Here is a 21,444-nt window from a genome sequence, read left to right on the forward strand (position 1 = left end):
GCCGCCACCCGACCCACCCCCACTGGTAGCCGTGGTCCATGCCGCACACCCCCCGCAAGGCCACCGCCCTCCTCGCCTCGGCCGTAACCGTCTGCCTCCTCGCCGCCAGTGCGCCGGCCGAACCGCTCGGCCTCGGCGACCGGCTCTTCCCCCACCTCGGCAACCCCGGCTACGACGTGGCGTCGTACGACCTCTCCTTCACCTATCCCGGCACCAACAGCAAGCCCCTCCAGTCGGTCACCACCATCGACGCCTGGACGACGGCCACCCTCGACCGCGTCAACCTCGACTTCGCCCACGGCGACATCGAGTCGGTGGAGCTGGACGGCGAACCGGCCGCCTTCACGACCGCCGGCGAGGACCTCGTGGTCACCCCGGACGAGCCTCTGCACACCGGCAGCTGGATGCGGATCACCGTGCGGCACACCAGCGATCCCATGCCGGCCAAGAACCGCGACGGCGGCTGGGTCCGCACCGCGGACGGCCTCGCGATGGCGAACCAGGCCGACGCCGCGCACTTGGTGTTCCCCGGCAACGACCACCCGTCCGACAAGGCGATGTTCACGATCAGGGTGACCGCTCCGAACGGCTACACGGCGGTCGCCAACGGCCTCCCCACCGACGTGGACCGCTCCCGCGCCGCGACGACCTGGACGTACCGCACCCAGCACCCCATGGCCACCGAGCTCGCCCAGGTCTCCATCGGCCGCTCCACCGTCCTGCGCCGCACCGGCCCGCACGGCCTGCCCGTCCGCGACGTGGTCCCCACCAAGGACCGCGAGCGCCTCGAACCGTGGCTGAAGAAGACACCGGACCAGATCTCCTGGATGGAGGAGAAGGTCGGCCGCTACCCCTTCGAGACGTACGGCGTGCTCATGGCGGACGTGAACACCGGCTTCGAACTGGAGACACAGACCCTCTCCCTCTTCGAGAAGGACCTGTTCACCGAGCCCGCCTACCCCGCCTGGTACGTAGAGTCGATCATGGTGCACGAGCTGGCCCACCAGTGGTTCGGCGACAGCGTCAGCCCCCGCACCTGGTCCGACCTGTGGCTCAACGAAGGACATGCCACCTGGTACGAGGCCCTGTACGCGGAGGAGAAGGCCGACCGCCCCCTGGCGGCACGGATGAAGGCCGCGTACGGCTTCTCCGACCGCTGGCGCGCCGCCGGCGGCCCCCCGGCCGCACCCAAGGCGCCCGACCCGGGTCACAAGATCAGCATCTTCCGCCCGAATGTCTACGACGGCGCCGCACTCATCCTCTACGCGCTGCGCCAGGAGATCGGCCGCCCGGCCTTCGAGCGCCTGCAACGCGCCTGGGTCGCCGAACACCAGGACGGCGTCGCCACCACCGACGACTTCGTCCGGCTCGCGTCGGAGATCTCCGCACGCCCCGACCTGAGCGACTTCCTCCAGCCCTGGCTGTACGGCGAGAAGACCCCGCCCATGCCCGGCCACCCGGACTGGAAGCAGGTCGCGCCCATGAAGGCCCCGGCCGCGAAATAAGCCGATGACGAGACGCCCCGTACCGTGCGACCATCCTCAGGTCGGCGCGTTACGGGGCCGGGGCCGGGAATCGCAGGCGATTCCGCGGGAATCTCCCGGGGCACTCGTACGTTGTGCACAATGACGGCCGTACAGGATTCCTCAACGACGTAAGGACCCAATGACCTCCTCTTCTTCCCCTTCCCAGGACACGCAGCGCCTCGCGCATACCAACCCCGAAGGTCTTCGGGCCGATGCCCTGATGGAAGAGGACGTCGCCTGGAGCCACGAGATCGACGGAGAGCGGGACGGCGACCAGTTCGACCGCTCCGAGCGCGCGGCTCTGCGCCGCGTGGCGGGCCTCTCCACCGAACTCGAGGACGTCACCGAGGTCGAGTACCGCCAGCTCCGCCTGGAGCGCGTGGTGCTCGTCGGTGTCTGGACCACCGGGACCGTGCAGGATGCGGACAACTCCCTCGCGGAGCTCGCCGCCCTCGCGGAGACGGCGGGCGCACTCGTGCTCGACGGTGTGATCCAGCGCCGCGACAAGCCCGACGCGGCCACCTTCATCGGTTCCGGCAAGGCCCTCGAGCTGCGCGACATCGTCCTCGAGTCCGGCGCGGACACCGTCATCTGTGACGGCGAGCTCAGCCCGGGCCAGCTCATCGCCCTCGAAGACGTCGTCAAGGTCAAGGTCATCGACCGTACGGCCCTGATCCTCGACATCTTCGCCCAGCACGCCAAGTCCCGAGAGGGCAAGGCGCAGGTCGCGCTCGCGCAGATGCAGTACATGCTGCCGCGACTGCGAGGCTGGGGTCAGTCGCTGTCCCGTCAGATGGGCGGCGGCAAGGGCGGCGGCCTCGCCACCCGTGGTCCCGGTGAGACCAAGATCGAGACGGACCGGCGTCGGATCCGCGAGAAGATGGCGAAGATGCGCCGGGAGATCGCGGACATGAAGACCGGCCGTGAGATCAAGCGCCAGGAGCGCAAGCGCCACAAGGTGCCCTCGGTCGCCATCGCGGGCTACACCAACGCCGGTAAGTCCTCCCTGCTCAACCGCCTCACGGGCGCGGGCGTCCTGGTCGAGAACGCCCTGTTCGCGACCCTGGACCCGACCGTCCGCCGGGCCGAGACCCCGAGCGGCCGGCTGTACACGCTGGCCGACACCGTCGGCTTCGTCCGGCACCTGCCGCACCACCTGGTCGAGGCGTTCCGCTCCACGATGGAGGAGGTCGGCGAGTCCGACCTGATCCTGCACGTGGTCGACGGTTCACACCCGAACCCGGAGGAGCAGCTCGCCGCCGTACGCGAGGTGATCAGGGACGTCGGCGCCACCGACGTACCCGAGATCGTCGTGATCAACAAGGCCGACGCGGCCGATCCGCTGACGCTCCAGCGTCTGATGCGGATCGAGAAGCGCTCCATCGCCGTCTCGGCCCGCACCGGCCGGGGCATCACCGAACTGCTCGCGCTCATCGACAACGAGCTGCCGAGGCCGTCGGTCGAGATCGAGGCGTTGGTGCCGTACACCCTCGGCAAGCTGGTCGCCCGCGCGCATGACGAGGGCGAGGTGATCTCCGAGGAGCACACCCCGGAGGGCACCCTGCTCAAGGTGCGGGTGCACGAGGAACTGGCGGCGGAGCTCACGCCGTACATCCCCACTCCCGCGGTCTGATCCACGACGAAGGCCCGCCCCCGTAGCGCACGGGGGCGGGCCTTCGTCATGCCGGCGTCGTCACTGACCGCCGTAGGTCTTGCTCATGTTCTCGTAGAGCGCCTCGGCGTTCGCGCCGAGCTGCGGCCCGGCCAGCCAGGTGTTGTCCTCGGGGCCGATGGAGGTGTTCGACACCAGCTTGGTCTCGCCGTCCACCACCCGGAACCAGCCGCCGCCGGAGGAGCCGCCGGTCATCGTGCAGCCGATGCGGTACATGGTCGGCAGGCTCGGGCTCAGCGAGAACCGGCCCGGCTGGTCGAGGCACTTGAACATCTTCAGACCGTTGTACGGCGGCGCAGCCGGGTAGCCCCAGGCGCCCATGGTGCCGGACTCGGTCGCGGACGGCGCCGAGAAGTCCACGTCCAGCGCGGCCCCGACGGTCTCCTCAAGGGACTTCGCGCCCTGCTCCGGCTTCACATGCAGCACCGAGTAGTCGTACGCCGCACCCGCACCGCCGGTGGACGAGCCGCCCTGGATCCACTCGTTCGAGGTGGAGGCCCAGTCCGCCCACCAGTTGCCGTAGGGGGCGATCTCCGTGGAGTTCGCGTTGCCCAGCTCCGCCTCGGACTTGCCCAGGTCGTTGTAGGCCGGGACGAAGACGATGTTGCGGTACCAGCCGCCCTCCCCGCCCGCGTGCACACAGTGCCCTGCCGTCCACACCAGGTTGGACTTGCCCGGGTGATTGACGTCCTTGACCACCGTGCCGGAGCAGACCGCGGGACCGTCGGGCGAGTCGAAGAAGACCTTGCCGACCGGGGCGGCGTTCTCGTGGTACGGCGTCTTCTCCGCCTTCGCCTCCACAGGCGCCGGCTCCGGATCGCTGACGCCCTGGTCGGCGGAGGCGTCCTTCGTCGAGACCGTCTTGTCGGCCTCCTTCGCGGACTGCATCCGGTCCGGCTTCCACAGGCCCTCGATCACCGGGTTGACGAAGTCCTTGGCCTCACTGAGCCACTTGTCCTTGTCCCAGTCCTGCCAGCCGCCGTCGGCCCAGGCATCGACGTCGATGCCGTGTTCCTTCAGCTTGTCGGCGATGCCCTGAGAAACCTCGGCCTTGCCCTGATCGGCGGCCTGCGAGGTGCTGGGCTTGTCACTCGCCTTGTCGTCGCCGGAACCGCTGCACGCGGTCGCGGTCAGCGCCACAGCCGCGAGAAGCGCGGTGGCGGCGAGGCGGGTACGTGTGGAACGCATGGTGCGGTGACCCCCGTAGAACTGCTCTGACTGATTCGGACGTGCCCCTGGCACGCGACTCCCCACTATGCCCGGGGAGTTGAGGGCGAACGGCGATGGGACCGTGAAGGTTTCCCGGTCCCACCGCCACCGAAGCTCACTGTCCGGCGAACTTCCCGCTGACCTCGTCGAACACGCCCTTGGCCTCGTCGCCGAGCCGCGGCCCGGCCAGCCAGCCCGACTCCACAGGGCCGATGGAGGTGTTGGAGACGAGCGCGGGCTTACCGTCCGAGCCCGTCGCGACCCAGCCACCGCCCGACGAACCACCGGTCATCGTGCAGCCGATGCGGTACATCGTGGGATCCGCCTTGCTCAGCGACAGCCGCCCCGGCTTGTCCTGGCACTGGTACAGCTTCTGCCCGTCGAACGGCGCCGCCGCCGGGTATCCGGTCGCGGTGATGCTGTCCACCTCCGGTACAGCCGGAGCGTTGAAGTCCACCGGCAGAGCCGAACCGACCATCTCCTCCAGCGACTTGGCGCCGCTGCCCTCCTCCGGCGTCACATGAATGACAGCGAAGTCGTACGACGCACCGTCCCCGCCGGTCGCACCGCCCTGCTCGATCCACTGGTCCGAGGTCTGCACCCAGTCACCCCACCAGACCCCGTACGGAGCGATCTGCTCCCGGCTGGCGCTCTCCAACTCCGCGGTCTCCATGGCGTCGTTGTTGTACGACGGCACGAACGCGATGTTCCGGTACCAGCCGCCGTCCTTGCCCGCGTGCACGCAGTGTCCGGCCGTCCACACCAGGTTGGACTTACCGGGGTTGGCCGGGTCCGCTACGACCGTCGCCGAACACACCATCGTGCCCTCGGGGGAGTCGAAGAACACCTTCCCGGCCGTCGGCGCGCTGTCGTGATACGTGGCCGGTACGGCCTGTGCGTCCACCGGAGTCGGCGTCGGGTCGGTCACGCCCTGGTCACCGGAGAGATCACCCTCGTCGACCCCCTCGTCCGGCTGCTCGGCCTCGCGCATCCGGTCCGGGTCCCACAGGTCCTCGATGATCGGGTTGACGAAGTCCTCGGCCTCGCGCAGCCAGTCGTCCTTGTTCCAGTTCTTCCAGGCGCCGTCCTTCCACTTGTCGATGTCGATCCCGTGCTCCTTGAGCCGGTCCTTGATGTCGTCCGGGATCGAGATCTTGTCGTCACCAGCGGCGGCGGTCGCGGAGGGCCCGCCGCCGGCGTCGGCGTCGCCCGAGTCGCAGGCGGTGGCGGTGAGCGCGAGGACCGCGGCGAGGGCGACGGCTGCGGGCAGGGGGGAGGTTCCGCGCCGCGCGCCCCTCCCTCGCCGAGTGGTGAACGACGGCCGTATCGATCGCATGATCTGACTCCCCCTGAGGTGAACGAACTTGGCAGCACTGCCGCACTCCCGCGCCGCTCGACGCGGCGACCGGGAACGGCAACACACACTATGCGCTCGCTGTGGGGGACTTCCGACGGAACGGCAACGGTTCCGTCACGGCAAGGATCTTGAGGCAACCCGTAACCGCGTGAGCGATGCGGGGTTGGTAGCGGTGGGGGTTCTGCTGTCTGTGCGCGGCCCCCTGTGCCCAATTCCCCGGAGCTTCGAGCGAAGCCTCGCGGGGGTGCGTATGTCGGGACGGGCGAGGACACCAGTGACCTGCTCGCCCCTGGACGGCGGGAGGACGGGGAACGGTGGCTGTGACCGAGTCTGCGCGCGGGGGGTTGTGTCAGGAAGAGGGGGCGGGGGAGGTGGGTGCGCCTGGGGCGGGGGCGCGCGCTTTGGGGACGCGTGAATTGGGGGGCCGTGGGGGAGGGACGGCGGGGGCTGAGGTGCCTGCGCTGGGGGTGTGTGAGGAAAGGGCTGCAGATGTGGGTGCGCCTGGGCCGGGGATGCCTGAATCGGGGGCCCGTGGGGAAGGCGTGAGCGAGATCGGGGCGCCGGTGCCAGGGGCGCGTGAGCCAGGCGGGCGGAGGCTCGTGGGGCGTGAGGGCGAGGGGGAGCGCTCCTCGTGGCACGAGGGGATTCTGCGGCGGCAGTCGGCGCGCGAGTCGGCGGCACGCACCTACGCGCGTGCCCTGCCGATCGTGCCGGTACGGGCGCGCGGGATGACCATTGAGGGCGCGGACGGACGCCGTTACCTGGACTGCCTCTCCGGCGCCGGAACCCTGGCCCTCGGCCACAACCACCCCGTCGTCCTGGAGGCCATCCGCAAGGTCCTCGACTCCGGCGCACCCCTGCACGTCCTCGACCTCGCCACCCCCGTCAAGGACGCCTTCACCACCGAACTGTTCCGCACACTTCCACCGGGACTCGCCGACCACGCACGCGTGCAGTTCTGTGGCCCCGCCGGAACCGACGCAGTCGAGGCCGCCTTCAAGCTCGTCCGGACCGCCACCGGCCGCAGCGGGATGCTCGCCTTCACCGGCGCCTACCACGGCATGACCGCCGGCGCCCTCGAAGCCTCCGGCAACGCCTTCGACGTACGCGTCGCCCGCCTGCCCTACCCGCAGAACTACCGCTGCCCGTTCGGCGTCAGCGGCGAACACGGTGCCGAACTCGCCGCCCGCTGGACCGAGTCCCTCCTCGACGACCCCAAGTCGGGCGTACCGCACCCCGCCGGGATGATCCTCGAACCCGTGCAGGGCGAAGGTGGAGTGATCCCCGCCTCCGACACCTGGCTGCGCCGCATGCGGCAGCTCACGAGGGACCGGTCCATCCCGCTGATCGTCGACGAGGTCCAGACCGGAGTCGGACGCACCGGCGCCTTCTGGGCCGTGGAGCACAGCGGCGTCACCCCCGATGTGATGGTGCTCTCCAAAGCCATCGGCGGCAGCCTTCCCCTGGCCGTCGTCGTCTACCACGAAGACCTCGACGTCTGGGAACCCGGCGCCCACGCGGGCACCTTCCGCGGCAACCAACTCGCCATGGCCGCGGGCACGGCCACCCTCGCCTACGTCCGCGAGAACGGCCTCTCCGCACGCGCCAATCACCTGGGCGCCCGCATGCTGGCCGAACTCCGCGGATCGATGGGCGAGTTCGCCTGCATCGGAGATGTCCGGGGGAGGGGCTTGATGATCGGCGTGGAGGTGGTGGACCCGACGGAGAGGCCGACGCCGAAACAGCACCCCGAGCCGAGCCAGGATCCGATGCGACCGGATGCCGCCCGCGATCCTCGCCCTCCAGCCCCCGAACTCGCCGCCGCAGTCCAACGGGAGTGCCTCGGGCGAGGCCTGATCGTCGAACTCGGCGGCCGCCACAACAGTGTTGTACGGCTCCTCCCGCCGCTCACGATCAGCGACGAGCAGGCGGCCGCGGTGCTGGACCGCCTGACCGACGCCGTGCACACGGTCGCCCGCGATCACGCGGAAACCCGGCCTCTCCACTGACGGCTTCCTCTCCAACAGAACCACCTCCCTAGGAACAGAGCAGAAGTTGAACACCACCCGCGCATCCGACGAGCACACCCCGAGGGCCGCGGCAGCCCCCACCGACGCCCGCCTCTCCCACCCGGAGCCACCCGCGCCCCCGGCCGTGTCGGTCCCCCGCCAACAGGGAGCCAGCCCGGAGCTGGACCGGGCGACGACCGCCGAATCGCCGCGAGAAGAGGCCGCTGCCCCCTCACCGGAACGGACTCCAGCACAGGGAGACATCCCCGACGCCGAACGGTCGCCGCGTCCTGCTCCGGCACAGGCAGACACCCCCCACGCCGAACGATCACGCCGCCCAGCCACCGACCTCCTGGAGCACCCCGACCCCCACACCGCGGCCCAGGCCGCCGCCATGGAGAACCTGCTCCGCTGCTGGGTAAGGGAGACCGGCCTCCCCGCTCCTTCCGACGGGACCCTTCGCATCCCCCTCCCCACCAGCGGCACGGCCCTCGTCGTACCGGTCCACTATTGGTCCCCAACGGGCTGGCACCGCTTCGGCCTCCCGCATCTGGCGGGCACCCCCGAGCAGTCCCCGCCCGCCGATGCGGTCACGGTCGCGGCACTGCTTGCCCGGGAGACTCCGCAGGGAGTCGGCCCAGCCGGCCCACCAAGGGCTGCCCCCTCCACGGCACCGCCCGACGCCCCGCCGAGCCCCGGCCCCGCCTTCGCCGATCGCACGGACCTCGTCGCCCGAGTCGCCGACTCGGTCCGCCGCACTGCCCTGTTCATCAGCGACCGCAGGGACCGGCCGGCCGACGGCCCCGACCTCTTCCTCAGCGCGGAGCAGGCACTCGTCCTCGGGCACCCGCTGCACCCCGCCCCGAAGAGCCGCGAAGGCCTCTCCGACTCCGAACTTCAGCTGTACTCACCCGAATTGCGCGGCTCCTTTCCTCTCCACTGGATCGCCGTAGCTCCTTCCGTACTCGCCACCGACTCGGCCTGGACCGAGCGTGGACGCCCTGTCTCCGCACCCCGGCTCACGACCAGGCTCGCCGGGCCCGGCCTGACGCTGCCAGACACCTACGCGGCCCTGCCCCTGCACCCTTGGCAACTGCGCGAAATCCGTAACCGCCCCGAGGCCGCCGCCCTGTTCGACAGCGGACTGCTCCGGGACCTCGGCCCCCACGGCGGCCCGTGGCATCCCACCTCCTCCGTACGAACCGTCCACCGTTCCGGCGCTCCCGCCATGCTCAAACTCTCGCTGGGCCTGCGCATCACCAACTCCCGTCGTGAGAACCTCCGCAAGGAACTGCATCGCGGTGTCGAGGTCCACCGCCTTCTGCGTGCCGGCCTGTCCAGGCAGTGGCAGACCGCGCAGCCGGGCTTCGACATCGTGCGCGACCCGGCCTGGCTCGCCGTCGACGGGCCGCAGGGTGAGCCGGTGCCCGGTCTCGACGTGATGATCAGGCACAACCCGTTCCACCCCGCCGCCGATGTCTCCTGCGTCGCCGGGCTTGTCTCGCCCCGCCCGCACCCCGAGCCGACTACCACCCTCGGCGGCCACCGGCCGACCTGGCGGTCCCGTCTGGGCCAGGTCGTCACCCGCCTCGCCGCGCGGACCGGCCGCCCCCTTGGCGCCGTGTCCGCCGAGTGGTTCCTGCGCTACCTCGCGCATGTGGTCCGCCCTGTGCTCTGGCTGGACGCGGAGGCGGGCATCGCCCTGGAGGCGCACCAGCAGAACACCTTGCTCCTGCTGGACCCGGACGGCTGGCCCACCGGCGGCCGCTACCGCGACAACCAGGGCTACTACTTCCGTGAGTCCCGTCGGGCGGAACTCGACGCCCGGCTGCCCGGTATCGGCAAGCACAGCGACACCTTCGTCTCCGACGAGGTGACCGACGAGCGCTTCGCCTACTACCTCGCCATCAACAACGTGCTCGGCCTCATCGGCGCGTTCGGCTCCCAGGGTCTCGCCGATGAACGGCTGCTGCTCGCCGCCTTCCGTCGATTCCTCGGCGACATGGCCTCCGGTCCCGCGCGGCTGCGCACCTCGTTGCCGGCCCGTCTGCTCGACTCACCCACCCTGCGCTGCAAGGCCAACCTCCTGACCCGGCTGCACGGCCTGGACGAACTCGTCGGCCCGGTCGATACGCAGTCCGTGTACGTCACCATCGCCAACCCCCTTCATTCCTGAGCTACGCCGTCGAACCACCTGAACTGTCCACCCTGCTGAAGCCGACTCCCCGATCACCTCAACTCCCTGCATTTCTGAGGAACATGACCCATCCCGCCTCCTGAGAGGAGCGTCGCCGTGCCTCCCAACGACGCGAGCACCGACGCCGGTATCGACCCCGCCGCCTCCGTCGGCACCGACACGGCACCCGGTGCCAGCCCCGGCGGGGACAACGAGGACACGCTGGACCTGCGCCTGCCCGACGAACTCCTCGCTCTGTTCGCGGCGACGGAGGAGGCCGAGGGCGATGCCGCCGGTGACGGTGCCGAAGGCTCAGTCCAGCCCGCCTGGTCCGCCTCCGTCGTGCCGAACGTTGACGATCTCCTCGACCGCGTCGTCGACTGGGGGCCGATCACTACGGCTGTCGGCGTGCTCCAGCTCGTCCCCGTGCGCGTCGAACGCGATCTTCCGCTCATCAGCCGCTGGATGAACGACCCCGCCGTCGCCGCCTTCTGGGAGCTGGCCGGGCCCCAGAGCGTGACCGAGGAACACTTGCGGTCCCAGTTCCTCGGAGACGGGCGCAGTGTGCCGTGCCTGGGCGTACTGGACGGCACGCGGATGAGTTACTGGGAGATCTACCGGGCGGACCTCGACCCGCTGGCCCGCCGCTATCCCGCCCGTCCTCATGACACCGGAATCCACCTCCTCATCGGTGATGTCGCCGACCGTGGGCGAGGCCTCGGCACCACACTTCTCCGAGCCGTCGCCGACCGTGCGCTCGACAGGCGGCCCGCCTGTGCGCGCGTCATCGCGGAACCCGACATTCGCAACACCCCTTCCGTCGCTGCTTTCCTGAGCGCCGGTTTCCGGTTCTCCGCCGAGGTCGATCTGCCCGCCAAGCGGGCCGCCCTCATGGTCCGGGACCGGGCCTTGCGCGATCTGCTGTAACGCCACGCTGCGGTGTCGTCACTTTTGGTACACCGCCCGGGCGGCTGGGGTTCCCACTCGCGGGCGACCGATTTCAAGCCGCGCCGAAGTCGGCGGAGGAAACCCGTCGGTGGCGCCGAAATACGAGCGTCACCACCTGACCCGCCCGACTCGCTGCACACCCCACTCACCCGACCCCCACCCCCACACCCCACTCACCCGACCCCCACCCGACACGCCCCCGACCCGAGGACCCCCGGTCTTGATCCAGACCCCCACCCCCACACCCCACTCACCTGACCCCCACCCGACACGCCCCCGACCCGAGGACCCCCGGTCTTGATCCAGACCCCCGCCACCGCCGTGATCACCCGTTTGTCAGTGCCGGGCCGTAGGGTGGTCGCGCTATGACGAAGCCCTCACTCCCCGAACTCCTGCATGCTGCCGTCACTGCCGTCGGCGGTTCGGAGCGCCCCGGCCAGGTGACCATGGCCGAATCCGTCGCGGAGGCGATCGACGACAGTTCCCACCTCCTTGTCCAGGCCGGCACCGGCACCGGAAAGTCGCTGGGCTATCTGGTTCCCGCGCTCGCGCACGGGGAGCGCGTCGTTGTCGCGACGGCCACCCTGGCCCTGCAGCGCCAGCTGGTGGAGCGGGATCTGCCGCGCACGGTCGATGCCCTGCACCCGCTGCTGCGCCGCCGTCCGGAGTTCGCGATGCTCAAGGGCAGGTCGAACTACTTGTGTCTGCACCGCCTCCATGAGGGCGTTCCGCAGGACGAGGAGGAGGGCCTCTTCGACCAGTTCGAGGCGGCCGCGCCCACCAGCAAGCTGGGCCAGGACCTGCTGCGGCTGCGCGACTGGTCCGACGAGACCGAGACAGGGGACCGCGACGACCTCACGCCCGGCGTCTCCGACCGCGCCTGGGCCCAGGTGTCCGTCTCGTCGCGCGAGTGTCTGGGCGCCACCAAGTGTGCCTATGGCGCCGAATGCTTCGCGGAGATGGCCCGCGAGCGCGCCAAGCTCGCCGAGGTCGTCGTCACCAACCACGCGCTGCTCGCGATCGACGCCATCGAGGGCGCCCCGGTGCTCCCGCAGCACGAGGTGCTGATCGTCGACGAGGCGCACGAACTGGTCTCCCGGGTCACCGGCGTCGCCACCGGCGAGCTCACTCCGGGGCAGGTCAACCGTGCCGTGCGCCGCGCCGCCAAGCTCGTCAACGAGAAGGCCGCCGACCAGCTCCAGACCGCCGCCGAGGGCTTCGAGCGGCTGATGGAGCTGGCGCTGCCGGGCCGTCTGGAGGAGATCCCTGAGGATCTCGGCTACGCGCTGATGGCTCTGCGCGACGCCTGCCGCACGGTGATCTCGGCGATCGGCGCGACCCGCGACAAGTCCGTCCAGGACGAGGACGCGGTCCGCAAGCAGGCGCTGGCCTCGGTGGAGACCGTTCACGACGTGGCGGAGCGGATCACGAACGGCTCGGAGTGGGATGTCGTCTGGTACGAGCGCCATGACCGCTTCGGCGCCTCCCTCCGGGTCGCCCCCATGTCGGTCTCCGGGTTGCTGCGCGAGAAGCTCTTCGCCGACCGCTCGGTCGTCCTGACCTCGGCGACCTTGAAGCTGGGCGGCGACTTCAACGGCGTCGGCGCCTCTCTGGGCCTTGCCCCCGAGGGCACGGAAGGTGAGGAACTCCCGCAGTGGAAGGGCGTCGATGTCGGCTCGCCCTTCCACTACCCCAAGCAGGGCATCCTGTACGTAGCCAAGCATCTGTCGCGGCCCGCGCGGGACGGCGACCGGGCGGACATGCTGGATGAGTTGACGGAGCTGATCCAGGCGGCCGGCGGCCGCACCCTCGGCCTCTTCTCCTCGATGCGGGCCGCCCAGCTCGCGGCCGAGGAACTGCGCTCCCGCATCCCCGAGTTCCCGATCCTTCTCCAGGGTGAGGAGACCCTCGGTGAGCTCATCAAGAACTTCGCGGCCGATCCGAAGACCTGCCTCTTCGGCACGCTCTCGCTCTGGCAGGGCGTCGACGTCCCGGGCCCCAGCTGTCAGCTCGTCGTCATGGACAAGATCCCGTTCCCGCGTCCCGACGACCCGCTGATGAGCGCCCGCCAGAAGGCGGTCGAGGACGCGGGCGGCAACGGCTTCATGGCGGTGGCCGCGACCCACGCGGCGCTGCTCATGGCCCAGGGCGCCGGTCGCCTCGTACGGGCGTCGGGGGACCGCGGTGTGGTCGCCGTACTGGATCAGCGGCTGGCCACGGCGCGGTACGGGAGCTATCTGAAGGCGTCGCTGCCCGACTTTTGGTACACCACGGACCGTAACCAGGTCCGAAGGTCGCTGGCCGCGATCGACGCGGCAGCGCAGGCGGCGGAAGTGCAGGACGGAGCCGAGTGAGGGGTGGGTAGCCTGTCCCGCAGCCGGGACAGGCTACCCACCCCTGTGTAACCGAGCGTCATCCGGGGGCGGAAAAGAGAACAGGGCCCCGGAACCGGCGCAGGGGTCCCGGGGCCCGGTCAGATCGGCGAGATCTGCCGCGCGGTGCTTACACGCGCCGCAGCACCGCCACCACCTTGCCGAGGATGGTCGCGTCGTCGCCGGGGATCGGCTCGTACGCGGAGTTGTGCGGGAGCAGCCAGACGTGGCCGTCCTCGCGCTTGAAGCGCTTGACGGTGGCCTCGCCGTCGAGCATCGCGGCGACGATGTCGCCGTTCTCGGCGACGGGCTGGCGCCGGACCGTGACCCAGTCGCCGTCACAGATCGCGGCCTCGATCATCGAGTCACCGACGACCTTCAGGACGAACAGTTCACCGTCTCCGACCAGTTGCCGGGGGAGAGGGAAGACGTCCTCGACGGACTCCTCCGCGAGGATCGGACCACCGGCGGCGATCCGGCCGACCAGCGGGACGTACGACGCGGCAGGCTTGCCGGCGGTGTCCGTGGGCTGCACGGAGGCGGCCTGGTCGGAACCGCGCACCTCGTATGCGCGCGGGCGGTGCGGGTCGCGCCGCAGGAAGCCCTTGCGCTCCAGTGCCATGAGCTGGTGTGCGACCGAGGAAGTGCTGGAAAGGCCGACGGCCTGGCCGATCTCGCGCATCGACGGCGGGTAGCCGCGCCGCTGCACGGAGTCCCTGATGACCTCGATGACCCGGCGTTGCCGGTCGGTGAGTCCGGAGCTGTCCGCCCGGATGCCTGGAGGTCGGCCCGGCAGGGAGCGCTTGTGTCCCTCGGGGTTCGCGGCTTCGTTCATCGCATGCACCGGCTCGAGTCGGCCCTGGGGTCGGTCCTGGGCAGTGATGGTGGCACTGTCTGCGGTGGTGGTCACGTCGGCCCCTCTCGATGGTCTCCCTGCTGGACAACGGTAGTTGCTTTCGAAAGGTTGCGCCAAACACACGTTCGAGTGAAAAATCGCGATTCACCTGCCGCGATCATGTGTCTGGGTGTATGGCTAACGCGGTGCCTGGCGGACAAAAGGGCCCATTGCTGTGCTCTTCACCGTCGGGCGACGACCTCGTGGGTTGTTGCCCCAGTCTGCCATCCGGCGCCCGGCCGACCGGGACCTGGTCCCCCATCTCTGCGGGAGCCCCACGACGCCTCCCTGTGGCGCTCACGGTATCTCCGCATGTGCCTTAACGGTACGGCCGTGCACCCTCGTGTTGCCGCAGGGCTGCGGCCGAGCGGTGCGGCCCAGTGAGGTCAGTTCGCACGGGTGCGACACGCGCGCGTGGCGTGTATGTATGAGCCAATCCCCACATCTAGTGGTTGGATTGCAGTAGCAGCCCAGAAGTTGTGGTCCCCCCGGTCTTCGGGCCCTCGGGCATCGCCTATGCTTGGGGCTGCTTCGAGGGGCCCGTGAGGCCCAACGAGGCTATTGAGTCTGCTGTGAGGAGGGTTGGGAGTTCATGCACTGCCCCTTCTGCAGGCACCCCGACAGCCGTGTGGTCGACAGCCGTACGACCGACGACGGCACGTCGATCCGCAGGCGCCGCCAGTGCCCTGACTGCTCCCGTCGTTTCACGACCGTGGAGACGTGCTCGCTCATGGTGGTGAAGCGGTCCGGAGTCACCGAGCCATTCAGCCGTACCAAGGTCATCAATGGCGTGCGCAAGGCATGTCAGGGACGGCCTGTCACCGAGGACGCACTCGCCCAGCTCGGCCAGCGGGTCGAGGAGGCGGTGCGGGCCACCGGGAGCGCCGAGCTGACCACCCACGACGTGGGGCTGGCCATACTCGGCCCGTTGCAGGAGCTCGACCTCGTCGCCTATCTGCGATTCGCCTCCGTCTACCGGGCGTTCGACTCGCTCGAGGACTTCGAGGCCGCGATCACGGAACTCAGGCAGACGGAACGCCCCGCTGCGGACGACGACGACCGCGACGACGCGGGAGCGGGGAGCCAGGAAGACGAGCGCGGGCCCGGAGGGACTGCACAGGTCCCCGTGCCCGCCAACGCCGCCGACTGACCGACGGACCGGATCCGGAGACCCAGGACTCCGGGTCCGGCCGCGCGGCGGCGACCGAAGACCTGTTGCGGGCGGCAGCGAGAGATGCCCGCAACACCAGACAGAACACCGTGCCACGGGAACATCGGGGCACTTCAGGGCGTTTTAGCCCGTACCAGGGAGGCGGCATGACAGAGACGGCGAGCGGTCCGGCACGAGGTTCCCGAGCGAAGGGCACCAAGGCGACCAAGGGGCTGCGTATCGAGCGCATCCACACCACCCCCGGCGTGCACCCGTACGACGAGGTCCAGTGGGAGCGCCGTGACGTCGTCATGACCAACTGGCGCGACGGCTCGGTCAATTTCGAGCAGCGTGGCGTCGAGTTCCCCGACTTCTGGTCGGTGAACGCGGTCAACATCGTCACCAGCAAGTACTTCCGCGGTGCCGTCGGCACCCCGCAGCGCGAGGTGAGCCTCAGGCAGCTCATCGACCGCATCGTGAAGACGTACCGGAAGGCCGGTGAGGACTACAAGTACTTCTCCTCGCCCGCCGACGCCGAGATCTTCGAGCACGAGCTGGCCTACGCCCTCCTGCACCAGATCTTCAGCTTCAACAGCCCCGTCTGGTTCAACGTCGGCACGCCCCAGCCCCAGCAGGTCTCCGCCTGCTTCATCCTGTCCGTCGACGACTCCATGGAGTCGATCCTCGACTGGTACAAGGAAGAGGGCATGATCTTCAAGGGCGGCTCCGGCGCCGGCCTGAACCTCTCCCGTATCCGCTCCTCCAAGGAACTGCTGTCCTCCGGCGGCAACGCCTCGGGGCCGGTCTCCTTCATGCGCGGCGCCGACGCCTCGGCCGGCACCATCAAGTCCGGCGGTGCCACCCGCCGCGCCGCCAAGATGGTCATCCTCGACGTCGACCACCCCGACATCGAGGACTTCATCGAGACCAAGGTGAAGGAAGAGGAGAAGATCCGCGCCTTGCGCGACGCGGGCTTCGACATGGACCTGGGCGGCGACGACATCACGTCCGTCCAGTACCAGAACGCCAACAACTCCGTCCGCGTGAACGACGAGTTCATGAAGGCGGTCGAGCAGGGCGGCAAGTTCGGCCTCCGCGCGCGGATGACCGGCGAGGTCATCGAAGAGGTCGACGCCAAGTCCCTGTTCCGCAAGATGGCCGAGGCCGCCTGGGCGTGCGCCGACCCGGGCATCCAGTACGACGACACCATCAACCACTGGCACACCTGCCCGGAGTCCGGCCGTATCAACGGCTCGAACCCCTGCAGCGAGTACATGCACCTGGACAACACGTCCTGCAACCTCGCCTCGCTGAACCTGATGAAGTTCCTCAAGGACGACAGCAAGGGCAACCAGTCCTTCGACGTCGAGCGCTTCGCCAAGGTCGTCGAGCTCGTCATCACCGCGATGGACATCTCCATCTGCTTCGCGGACTTCCCGACCCAGAAGATCGGCGAGAACACGCGCGCGTTCCGCCAGCTCGGCATCGGCTACGCCAACCTCGGCGCCCTGCTGATGGCGACCGGCCACGCCTACGACTCCAACGGCGGCCGCGCCCTCGCCGGTGCCATCACCTCCCTGATGACCGGCACCTCGTACAAGCGCTCCGCCGAGCTCGCCGCGGTCGTCGGCCCGTACGACGGCTACGCCCGCAACGCGCAGCCGCACCTGCGGGTCATGAAGCAGCACTCCGACGAGAACACCAAGGCCGTCCGCATGGACGACCTGGACACGCCGATCTGGGCCGCCGCCACGGAGGCCTGGCAGGACGTGCTGCGTCTCGGTGAGAAGAACGGTTTCCGTAACTCTCAGGCGTCCGTCATCGCCCCGACCGGCACCATCGGTCTGGCGATGTCCTGCGACACCACCGGTCTTGAGCCCGACCTCGCGCTGGTCAAGTTCAAGAAGCTGGTCGGCGGCGGCTCGATGCAGATCGTCAACGGCACCGTCCCGCAGGCCCTGCGCCGCCTGGGCTACCAGGAGGAGCAGATCGAGGCGATCGTCGCCCACATCGCCGACCACGGCAATGTGATCGACGCTCCGGGCCTGAGGCACGAGCACTACGAGGTGTTCGACTGCGCCATGGGCGAGCGTTCCATCTCCGCGATGGGCCACGTCCGCATGATGGCCGCGATCCAGCCCTGGATCTCCGGCGCGCTCTCCAAGACGGTCAACCTGCCGGAGACGGCGACCGTCGAGGACGTCGAAGAGGTCTACTTCGAGGCTTGGAAGATGGGCGTCAAGGCGCTCGCCATCTACCGCGACAACTGCAAGGTCGGCCAGCCGCTCTCCGCGAAGACCAAGGAGAAGGAGAAGGCCGAGGTCACGGAGAAGGCCGAGGCGACCATCCGCGAGACGGTCGAGAAGGTCGTCGAGTACCGCCCGGTCCGCAAGCGCCTCCCTAAGGGCCGCCCCGGCATCACCACGTCCTTCACGGTCGGCGGCGCCGAGGGGTACATGACCGCCAACTCCTACCCGGACGACGGTCTCGGCGAGGTCTTCCTGAAGATGTCGAAGCAGGGCTCGACCCTCGCGGGCATGATGGACGCCTTCTCCATCGCGGTCTCCGTCGGCCTCCAGTACGGCGTGCCGCTGGAGACGTACGTCTCGAAGTTCACCAACATGCGCTTCGAGCCGGCCGGTATGACGGACGACCCCGACGTGCGGATGGCGCAGTCGATCGTCGACTACATCTTCCGCCGCCTGGCGCTGGACTTCCTGCCCTTCGAGACGCGCTCCGCGCTCGGCATCCACTCCGCCGAGGAGCGTCAGCGCCACCTGGAGACCGGTTCGTACGAGCCGTCCGACGACGAGGTCGACGTCGAGGGCCTGGCCCAGTCGGCGCCGCGCGCCCAGGAGCTGAAGGCCGTGGCGATGCCCAAGGCCGAGGTCGAGGCGGCCAAGCCCGCCCCGCAGCAGGCCCACACCAGCGCCGAGCTGGTGGAGATGCAGCTGGGCATCCAGGCCGACGCCCCGCTGTGCTTCTCCTGCGGTACGAAGATGCAGCGGGCCGGTTCCTGCTACATCTGCGAGGGCTGCGGCTCGACCAGCGGCTGCAGCTGATCGCTAGTCCTTGACGAGGTGGGGCGCCGACCGTCGGTCGGCGCCCCACCTTCGTCGTTGTCCGTGCTCAGGGCCGGTGCGTCTTGCCCATGGTGCGGGTGAAGGTCGCGGGGTCGTCCTCGAAGCCGTGGATACCGGGGTGGAAGTCCCAGGTGCCGTCCTCCTGGCGGGCGAACTCCGCGACCACGGCCGCCGTAGCGCCCAGGACGCTGCCGAAGTCGTCCGTGGCCAGGTCGGTGTAGCCCTCGCGGATGCGCAGGCCCGGGTTGGTCACGCTGACGAAGGTTCGTTGCGCGGAGCGCTGTTGGATGACGACGCCGACCACCACGCGCGCGTACCGGCTGTCGAGCCGGTTGAGTTCCACCGTCATGACTTCGTCCCAGCCGAAGCCCTTGCCGTCGTGGCTGTCGCGGTTGAGATAGATGGTGCCGTCGGGGGACCGGCTGTCGAAGTGCACGACGAAGGCCGGATCACCGTAGGGGTCGCTTGCCAGATACGTCCCGGCGACGAGATCCAGGTCGGTGGGCGGCTGCCCCGCCGGACTCGGGTCCCACTTGAGCGCGATCTCGACCTTCCGGATCCCCTTGTTGAGGCCGTTCACCAGACTCCCCTTCCCCGTTCGCCATGCGCGTGCGGCCTGAACTGCCCGACAGACAGGGCCGATTGTCCATCCTGCCACGCGCGTGCGTGCCCTCGTGGAAGAGCTCTCGCAGCGAGGGCGACCGGTGCCACGCTCCGTGGCCTTACGATGGCGCGGTGCTGGTCAAGTGGATTCGCTGCACCGTGGTGGACCGCCGCGGTTTTGAGCGGGGGCAGCGAAAGTGGGCGGGGCTTCTGGGGGAGCCGGGGTTTCGGGGGCAGGGCGGTGGTTGGAGCAGGGGCCGGCCGGGGGTGGCGCACATCTTCGCCTTCTGGGAGAGCCGCGCCTTCTACGACTCCTTCATGGCGCGCTCCCACGACCGGCTGGCGGCGTCCCAGTCGGGCACGTTCAAGGACGCCCAGGTCAAACTCTTCGACCACCGGTTCGATGTGAAGACCGGCTTCGAGCCGCGTTTCACGGACGCCGATCTGTTGCGGGTCGCACACTGCAGGGTGCACGAGGAGCGTGCCGAGCACTTCACGCTGATGCAGGAGAAGGTCTGGAACCCGGCGATGGCCGGCTCACCCGGTATGGTCCGCGGACTGTTCGGCGAGGCGCCGGGCCACGAGTTCCTCGTACTGTCGATGTGGCTGTCCGCAGCCGAGCACGGCAAATACCGGGCCGAACGCGTCGAGCGTCTGGTCCTGCGGGCCCAAACCGAGGCGGACGTCGCCTCGCTCGCCGGCGACATCGTGGACTTGGAAACCACCTGGACGGTGTGATCATCACGCACATCTCCGGAACGATCACTCCCGGAAATGTGTGACCTACGCCGTATGGAGCCCGTACGGGTGCTCGATGGGCCGTCAACCGATCTAGGGTTTTGGCATGGCACGACCACGGCGCATCGTCCTTGTCCGACACGGCGAGTCAACGGGCAATGTTGATGACACCGTGTACGAGCGTGAACCCGACCACGCACTGGCCCTCACCGAGCGGGGCTGGGAGCAGGCCGAGGAGACGGGCAAACGGCTGCGCGAGGTGTTCGGCCGCGAGCGGATCAGCGTGTACGTCTCCCCCTACCGCCGTACGCATGAAACGTTGCGCGCCTTCCACCTGGACCCCGAACTCATACGCGTCCGCGAGGAGCCCCGGCTGCGCGAGCAGGACTGGGGGAACTGGCAGGACCGCGACGACGTACGCCTGCAGAAGGCCTACCGGGACGCCTACGGACACTTCTTCTACCGCTTCGCCCAGGGTGAGTCCGGCGCCGATGTGTACGACCGGGTCGGCGGCTTCCTGGAGAGCCTGTACCGCAGTTTCGAGGCCCCCGACCACCCGCCGAACGTGTTGCTCGTGACCCACGGCCTGGCGATGCGCCTGTTCTGCATGCGGTGGTTCCACTGGACCGTCGCGGAATTCGAGTCGCTGTCGAATCCCGGGAACGCGGAGATGCGGATGCTCGTTCTCGGGGACGACGGCAAGTACGCGCTTGACCGGCCTTTCGACTCGTGGCGGGATCCGAAACCGTATGGAATCACCGGATAGAGTGGCAGGGCGATGACCGCTGATTCCTCACCCGACGGGCGCCTGGACCGCGCCCTCGCCAGCCTGCGCGGGCTGTCCGTGGGAGACGCGCTGGGCTCCCAGTTCTTCGTGCCGGTGAACTATCCGCTGCTGAAGAACCGTGAGCTGCCGGCCGGCCCCTGGCAGTGGACCGACGACACGGAGATGGCCTGTTCCGTGGTCGCGATCCTCGCCGCCCACCACCGCATCGACCAGGACGCGCTGGCCCGCTCCTTCGCCGAGCACCACGACTTCGACCGGGGCTACGGTCCCGCCGTGAACCGCCTGCTGCGGCTGGTCCGGGAGGGCGGCGACTGGCGCGAGCTGGCCTCCGCGCTCTTCAAGGGGCAGGGCTCCTGGGGCAATGGCGCGGCAATGCGGATCGCGCCTTTGGGCGCCTGGTACGCGGACGATCCGGAGCAGGCAACCCACCAGGCCGAGATCTCGGCGTACCCCACCCATCAGCATCGCGAGGCCGTCGTCGGTTCCATGGCCGTCGCCGCAGCCGCGGCGCTGGCCGGCGCCCCCGGCGGTCCGCCCAGTGCGGAGGCGCTGCTCGACGGGGTGATCGCGCTGGTTCCGAAGAGCGCGGTCGGCGCGGGGCTGCGCCGGGCGCGCGACATGCTGGACTACGGCGACGCCGCCACCGTCGCCGCCGTGCTGGGCTGCGGTCGGCGGACGACGGCCCACGACACAGTGCCCTTCGCGCTCTGGTCGGCCGCGCGGTGCCTCGGTGACTACGAGCAGGCCTTCTGGGTGACTGCGCAGGTCGGCGGCGACATGGACACCACGTGCGCCATCGTAGGCGGGGTGCTCGCCGCGGGTAAGGCAGGAACTCCGCCGGCGGAGTGGGTGGAGCGGACCGAGGCGCTGCCGGAGTGGGTTCCGGGGGTCTGACGGGCGGGCTGGACCCCGGTGGGCG

At 69.5% G+C, this 21,444-nt stretch carries 15 protein-coding genes; 11 read left to right on the forward strand and 4 right to left on the reverse strand.

Annotation, left to right across the window (positions count from 1 at the left end; genetic code table 11):
- The first annotated feature begins 38 nt into the window (after window positions 1–38).
- Window positions 39–1,505 (forward strand): M1 family metallopeptidase, encoded by a 1,467-nt coding sequence (locus OHT76_RS31450; protein ID WP_328874220.1) that lies wholly within the window; start codon window positions 39–41, stop codon window positions 1,503–1,505.
- A gap of 160 nt (window positions 1,506–1,665) precedes the next feature.
- Window positions 1,666–3,159, forward strand: coding sequence for a GTPase HflX (gene hflX / locus OHT76_RS31455; protein ID WP_328874221.1), 1,494 nt, complete (start codon window positions 1,666–1,668; stop codon window positions 3,157–3,159).
- Between the two features lie 60 nt (window positions 3,160–3,219).
- Here the strand turns inward: hflX and OHT76_RS31460 are convergent, their stop codons facing one another.
- Both OHT76_RS31460 and OHT76_RS31465 read right to left on the reverse strand, forming a co-directional pair.
- Window positions 3,220–4,386, reverse strand: a complete 1,167-nt coding sequence (locus OHT76_RS31460; RefSeq protein ID WP_328874222.1) for a trypsin-like serine peptidase — start codon at window positions 4,384–4,386, stop codon at window positions 3,220–3,222.
- Window positions 4,387–4,522: 136 nt separating this feature from the next.
- A complete protein-coding gene (locus OHT76_RS31465) occupies window positions 4,523–5,743 on the reverse strand; it encodes a trypsin-like serine peptidase (RefSeq protein WP_328874223.1) in 1,221 nt (406 codons plus the stop codon).
- 533 nt (window positions 5,744–6,276) lie between these two features.
- On the opposite strand from OHT76_RS31465, the gene OHT76_RS31470 reads away from it, so the two are divergent.
- The 4 genes from OHT76_RS31470 (at window position 6,277) to OHT76_RS31485 (ending at window position 13,251) form a co-directional block, all read left to right on the forward strand.
- Window positions 6,277–7,773: a diaminobutyrate--2-oxoglutarate transaminase family protein gene (locus OHT76_RS31470; RefSeq protein ID WP_328874224.1), complete on the forward strand. Its 1,497-nt coding sequence runs from the start codon at window positions 6,277–6,279 to the stop codon at window positions 7,771–7,773.
- Window positions 7,774–8,035: 262 nt separating this feature from the next.
- Window positions 8,036–9,949 (forward strand): IucA/IucC family protein, encoded by a 1,914-nt coding sequence (locus OHT76_RS31475; RefSeq protein WP_443049936.1) that lies wholly within the window; start codon window positions 8,036–8,038, stop codon window positions 9,947–9,949.
- A 117-nt stretch (window positions 9,950–10,066) separates the two neighbouring features.
- The gene (locus OHT76_RS31480) at window positions 10,067–10,876 is read left to right on the forward strand and encodes a GNAT family N-acetyltransferase (RefSeq protein WP_328874225.1); all 810 of its coding nucleotides are present in this window, start codon (window positions 10,067–10,069) and stop codon (window positions 10,874–10,876) included.
- A gap of 386 nt (window positions 10,877–11,262) precedes the next feature.
- A complete protein-coding gene (locus OHT76_RS31485) occupies window positions 11,263–13,251 on the forward strand; it encodes an ATP-dependent DNA helicase (protein ID WP_328874226.1) in 1,989 nt (662 codons plus the stop codon).
- 148 nt (window positions 13,252–13,399) lie between these two features.
- Here the strand turns inward: OHT76_RS31485 and lexA are convergent, their stop codons facing one another.
- Window positions 13,400–14,179 carry a transcriptional repressor LexA gene (gene lexA / locus OHT76_RS31490; RefSeq protein WP_015657416.1) on the reverse strand — a complete coding sequence of 260 codons (780 nt, stop codon included), beginning with the start codon at window positions 14,177–14,179 and terminating at the stop codon, window positions 13,400–13,402.
- A 577-nt stretch (window positions 14,180–14,756) separates the two neighbouring features.
- On the opposite strand from lexA, the gene nrdR reads away from it, so the two are divergent.
- Window positions 14,757–15,314 carry a transcriptional regulator NrdR gene (gene nrdR / locus OHT76_RS31495; RefSeq protein WP_328874227.1) on the forward strand — a complete coding sequence of 186 codons (558 nt, stop codon included), beginning with the start codon at window positions 14,757–14,759 and terminating at the stop codon, window positions 15,312–15,314.
- Window positions 15,315–15,481: 167 nt separating this feature from the next.
- Window positions 15,482–18,376: a vitamin B12-dependent ribonucleotide reductase gene (locus OHT76_RS31500; protein WP_328874228.1), complete on the forward strand. Its 2,895-nt coding sequence runs from the start codon at window positions 15,482–15,484 to the stop codon at window positions 18,374–18,376.
- Window positions 18,377–18,443: 67 nt separating this feature from the next.
- On the opposite strand, the gene OHT76_RS31505 is transcribed toward OHT76_RS31500, so the two are convergent.
- On the reverse strand, window positions 18,444–18,977 hold the full coding sequence (locus OHT76_RS31505; protein ID WP_328874229.1) for a TerD family protein: 534 nt from the start codon (window positions 18,975–18,977) through the stop codon (window positions 18,444–18,446).
- Window positions 18,978–19,132: 155 nt separating this feature from the next.
- Between OHT76_RS31505 and OHT76_RS31510 the strand changes: the two genes are divergently transcribed.
- From OHT76_RS31510 to OHT76_RS31520, 3 genes are all read left to right on the forward strand, one after another.
- Window positions 19,133–19,738, forward strand: coding sequence for a YdbC family protein (locus tag OHT76_RS31510; RefSeq protein ID WP_328874230.1), 606 nt, complete (start codon window positions 19,133–19,135; stop codon window positions 19,736–19,738).
- Window positions 19,739–19,844: 106 nt separating this feature from the next.
- Window positions 19,845–20,504, forward strand: a complete 660-nt coding sequence (locus tag OHT76_RS31515; protein ID WP_328874231.1) for a histidine phosphatase family protein — start codon at window positions 19,845–19,847, stop codon at window positions 20,502–20,504.
- 12 nt (window positions 20,505–20,516) lie between these two features.
- The gene (locus tag OHT76_RS31520; protein ID WP_328874232.1) at window positions 20,517–21,419 is read left to right on the forward strand and encodes an ADP-ribosylglycohydrolase family protein; all 903 of its coding nucleotides are present in this window, start codon (window positions 20,517–20,519) and stop codon (window positions 21,417–21,419) included.
- Window positions 21,420–21,444 lie beyond the last annotated feature (25 nt).

Origin of the sequence: Streptomyces sp. NBC_00287, from assembly GCF_036173105.1 — a bacterium.
In the GTDB taxonomy this organism is placed as follows: domain Bacteria; phylum Actinomycetota; class Actinomycetes; order Streptomycetales; family Streptomycetaceae; genus Streptomyces.

Excerpts from the sequence above, each read along its gene's own strand:
- OHT76_RS31465 (WP_328874223.1), bottom strand. The coding sequence starts at position 5,743 with ATGCGATCGATACGGCCGTCGTTCACCACTCGGCGAGGGAGGGGCGCG.
- OHT76_RS31450 (WP_328874220.1), top strand. The coding sequence starts at position 39 with ATGCCGCACACCCCCCGCAAGGCCACCGCCCTCCTCGCCTCGGCCGTA.
- OHT76_RS31520 (WP_328874232.1), top strand. The coding sequence starts at position 20,517 with ATGACCGCTGATTCCTCACCCGACGGGCGCCTGGACCGCGCCCTCGCC.
- OHT76_RS31515 (WP_328874231.1), top strand. The coding sequence starts at position 19,845 with ATGGCACGACCACGGCGCATCGTCCTTGTCCGACACGGCGAGTCAACG.
- OHT76_RS31485 (WP_328874226.1), top strand. The coding sequence starts at position 11,263 with ATGACGAAGCCCTCACTCCCCGAACTCCTGCATGCTGCCGTCACTGCC.
- nrdR (WP_328874227.1), top strand. The coding sequence starts at position 14,757 with ATGCACTGCCCCTTCTGCAGGCACCCCGACAGCCGTGTGGTCGACAGC.
- hflX (WP_328874221.1), top strand. The coding sequence starts at position 1,666 with ATGACCTCCTCTTCTTCCCCTTCCCAGGACACGCAGCGCCTCGCGCAT.
- OHT76_RS31470 (WP_328874224.1), top strand. The coding sequence starts at position 6,277 with ATGCCTGAATCGGGGGCCCGTGGGGAAGGCGTGAGCGAGATCGGGGCG.
- OHT76_RS31500 (WP_328874228.1), top strand. The coding sequence starts at position 15,482 with ATGACAGAGACGGCGAGCGGTCCGGCACGAGGTTCCCGAGCGAAGGGC.
- OHT76_RS31460 (WP_328874222.1), bottom strand. The coding sequence starts at position 4,386 with ATGCGTTCCACACGTACCCGCCTCGCCGCCACCGCGCTTCTCGCGGCT.